A 3,079-nucleotide genomic window follows, 5' to 3' on the forward strand; every position below is an offset into this window, starting at 1 on the left:
CGATGCACGGCAATGTCATCAAGACGCCCAACGGCTACAAGACGCGTCCGTTCGAACGAATCCTCGCCGAAGTGCGCGGCTTCTTCGCGGTGCACCGCGCCGAAGGCACGCATGGCGGCGGCATCCATATCGAAATGACCGGCCAGAACGTTACCGAATGCACCGGCGGCGCGATGGACGTGACGCAGATGGATCTCGCGGACCGCTATCACACGCATTGTGACCCGCGCCTGAATGCAGGGCAATCGCTGGAACTTGCGTTTCTGCTGGCGGAGATGCTCAATCAGGAAATGGCCGACCGCGCCAAGCAGGCAGCGTAAAAAGCTCCGTCATTGCGAGCGAAGTGAAGCAATCCGGAGTGGCGTGAACCGCCCCGGCTGCTTCGCTCGCGATGACAGTTTTCAGGGCTTATTTGTCGCCGGCCACCGCTTGGTATCGGCGAACGCCCGGCCGAGCGCGACATGCAGGTCGGCATCTTCCGCGGCGCCGCCGAGCGGGATCCTGTCCGAGAAATTGTCCGCGGCGCTGTGATAGTCGCTGCCGAGGAAAGCCTCGAGCAGCTTCATGTCCGAAAAGCTGCCGCCGACCATCAGCGACGTTACACCCTTCGCGCCGAGCGCCCAGCCGTCCTGCCGCTGGATGAATGCATCGGCCTCGCCATCCTCGTCGAGCTTGCGACCGAGTCTGGTCGCCGCTTCGCGCACGACGGCATCATAGGCGGGTTTGCCGCGACCGATCGTCGCGACCGGGGTACCGCGCGGCGAGATCGCGATCGTGTCGATGTTGAGCGCGACGGTGATGTCGGACAACGGCACCACGGGATGGTCGGCGAAATAATGCGCGCCGAGCAGGCCCTTTTCCTCCGCGGTGGTCGCCATGAAATAGATATCGCGGTCGGGACGCGCGCCCGAGCCGAGCCGCTTGGCGACCTCGGTCAACACGGCGATGCCGCTCGCATTGTCGACCGCGCCATTGCAGATGCGGTCGGCGGCGCCTTCAGCTTCGCAAATGCCGAGATGGTCCCAATGGCCGAGGAACAGCACCGCCTTGCCGTCCGGCCTGGCGCCGGGCAGCTTGGCGATGATATTGCTGCTGGCGAACGGGCGCGTTGTCGATTTCGCAGAAAGGTCCGCCGTCACCGGCAGCGCGACGCCGTTGTAATCGGGCGATTTCGCCGCTTCGCGCAGCGCGCCGCCATCCTGCCCCGCTTTCTTGAGCAGCGCATCGGCGGCCTCGAGCGACAGGAAGCCGCTGACCGGCGCTCCGGCCTTTGCGCTCGCAAGGCGCACCGCCTTGCTCCCCGCGCTTTCGCGCAGCGCGGTCCAGGGCACCGCATCGGTCGCGATCACCAGCACCGCGCTTGCCCCGGCATCGGCGAGCATCTGCCGTCGTTCACGATAGCGCGGCAGCTTGTCGCCAAAGGGAACATTGTCGAACAGCATGATCGCGAGCTTGCCGCGAACGTCGGCATTCACCTGGCCCGCGCCATCGATGCCATAGCCGACGAACACCGCGGGCAGGTCGGCGAACACGGCCGACGCATCGCGGCTGGTCAGGATGACACCGTCATCCTCGATCGCGAAGTCGCGTCCGCTTACCCTGAACTTCGCCGTGCCGCCGAGCGCCTGCGTCTCGACCAGCGGCACCGGCTGAAGCCAGGGGGTCGCGCTGCCCGGCACGGCTTCGAGGCCGGCCTTCGCCCATTCGCCGACAATATAGGCGATCGTGCGATCCTCGCCCTCGGTCCCCGGCGCACGCCCTTCGAACGCATCGCTCGCGAGAATCTTCATATGCGCAGCCAGCTCGGCTTCGGTGATCGGCGCATCGGCCTTGGCAGGCGCGGCCGAGACGGCGGGCGCAAAGGACAGGAGGGCGACGGCCGCGATCGCGGCGCGGAAGGAGCTGTTCTTCATGGAGGCGCCGCATGGCATCTCCGCGCCGGGCAGGCAAGGCGCGTTCATCGAACGACGAACGGCGTCGTCAGGCCCGACCCGCCCGTTCCAGCAGCGCCCGAGCGGCCGCGACATGCATATCTTCGATCATCCGCCCGGCGTGTCGCTGCGCCCCGCCCGTCGCCGCGGCGACGAGCGCCTCGGCCGCCGCGACCTCGCGCTCCGACGGAGCAAAGGCCGCGTTGCACGGATCGACCTGCGACGGGTGGATCAGCGTCTTGCCGTCGAAGCCGAGCCGCCGCGCTTCGCCCGCCTCGGCCGCGAAGCCCGCCGCATCGTCGATCGCATTATAGACGCCGTCGAAACCCCACACTCCGCCCGCTCGCGCCGCAAGTATGATCGCCTGGATCGCATGGCCCATCGCGCCGCGGTCCATGCCGTCCGGCAGTTTGAGCTCGTGGGCAAGGTCGTTGAGCCCCGCGATCAATCCCCGAACGGCCGGATCGGCGGCGATTTCGCGTGCGGCATAGATCGCGACCGGTGTCTCGATCATCGCGAGGACCGGCAGGCCAAGGCCGCGAGCCAGTTCCAGATCGGCGATCGCATCAACCTTGGGCAATACGACGGCATCGAGGGGCAGGCCGGCGAGCGCATTGATGTCCGCCGCCTGGTACTCGCTCCCCGTCCCGTTGATACGCACCGCGACGCGCTTGCCGGGATAGCCCGCCGTGACCGCCGCGCGCATCGCCTCGCGCGCCTCCGCCTTGCGACCGGCGGGCACCGCATCCTCAAGGTCGATGATCAGCATATCGGCGGCGAGGCCCGCCGCCTTTTCGAGCGCGCGCGCGTTCGATCCGGGGACATAGAGCAGCGAGCGCGGCGGATAGGCGGCTGAATGGTCGCTTGGCATCATGCGCTTTTCTGTGGCGCAACCCCGCCATTGCCGCAATAAGGAAGCGGGTTTGCAAAGCCATTTTTGCAGAGAGGGGATGATCGATGGAAGTCGCAATCGCACTGGTGGTTCTGGCTCTGGTGTTCCTGATCTGGGCGCTGACGCCGGTCAGGCAGGGCTTTGCCTATACGATCGAACGCTTCGGCCGCTACACGCACACCGCACAGCCCGGGCTCAACTTCATCATGCCGATCTTCGACCGCGTCGGTCGCAAGGTGAACATGATGGAACAGGT

General features: G+C 66.6%; 3 protein-coding genes and 1 pseudogene. 2 read left to right on the forward strand and 2 right to left on the reverse strand.

What is annotated here, in order from left to right; all coding sequences use genetic code 11:
• A partial coding sequence (locus JHC57_RS21690) for a 3-deoxy-7-phosphoheptulonate synthase (RefSeq protein ID WP_294032653.1) occupies positions 1 to 320 on the forward strand: 320 nt, incomplete at its 5' end.
• An 81-nt stretch (positions 321 to 401) separates the two neighbouring features.
• Here JHC57_RS21690 and JHC57_RS21695 read toward each other — a convergent pair.
• Both JHC57_RS21695 and JHC57_RS21700 read right to left on the reverse strand, forming a co-directional pair.
• A complete protein-coding gene (locus JHC57_RS21695) occupies positions 402 to 1,913 on the reverse strand; it encodes a M28 family peptidase (RefSeq protein WP_294032654.1) in 1,512 nt (503 codons plus the stop codon).
• A 67-nt stretch (positions 1,914 to 1,980) separates the two neighbouring features.
• Complete coding sequence (locus JHC57_RS21700; RefSeq protein ID WP_294032655.1) at positions 1,981 to 2,805, reverse strand: CoA ester lyase; 825 nt, start codon at positions 2,803 to 2,805, stop codon at positions 1,981 to 1,983.
• Between the two features lie 83 nt (positions 2,806 to 2,888).
• Here JHC57_RS21700 and JHC57_RS21705 point away from each other — a divergent pair.
• A pseudogene (locus JHC57_RS21705) lies at positions 2,889 to 3,079 on the forward strand (SPFH/Band 7/PHB domain protein); the annotation flags it as partial.

Source organism: Sphingopyxis sp., from assembly GCF_016463645.1.
Lineage (GTDB): Bacteria > Pseudomonadota > Alphaproteobacteria > Sphingomonadales > Sphingomonadaceae > Sphingopyxis.

Coding starts and splice junctions, on each gene's coding strand:
- JHC57_RS21695 (WP_294032654.1), bottom strand. CDS start 1,913: ATGAAGAACAGCTCCTTCCGCGCCGCGATCGCGGCCGTCGCCCTCCTG.
- JHC57_RS21700 (WP_294032655.1), bottom strand. CDS start 2,805: ATGATGCCAAGCGACCATTCAGCCGCCTATCCGCCGCGCTCGCTGCTC.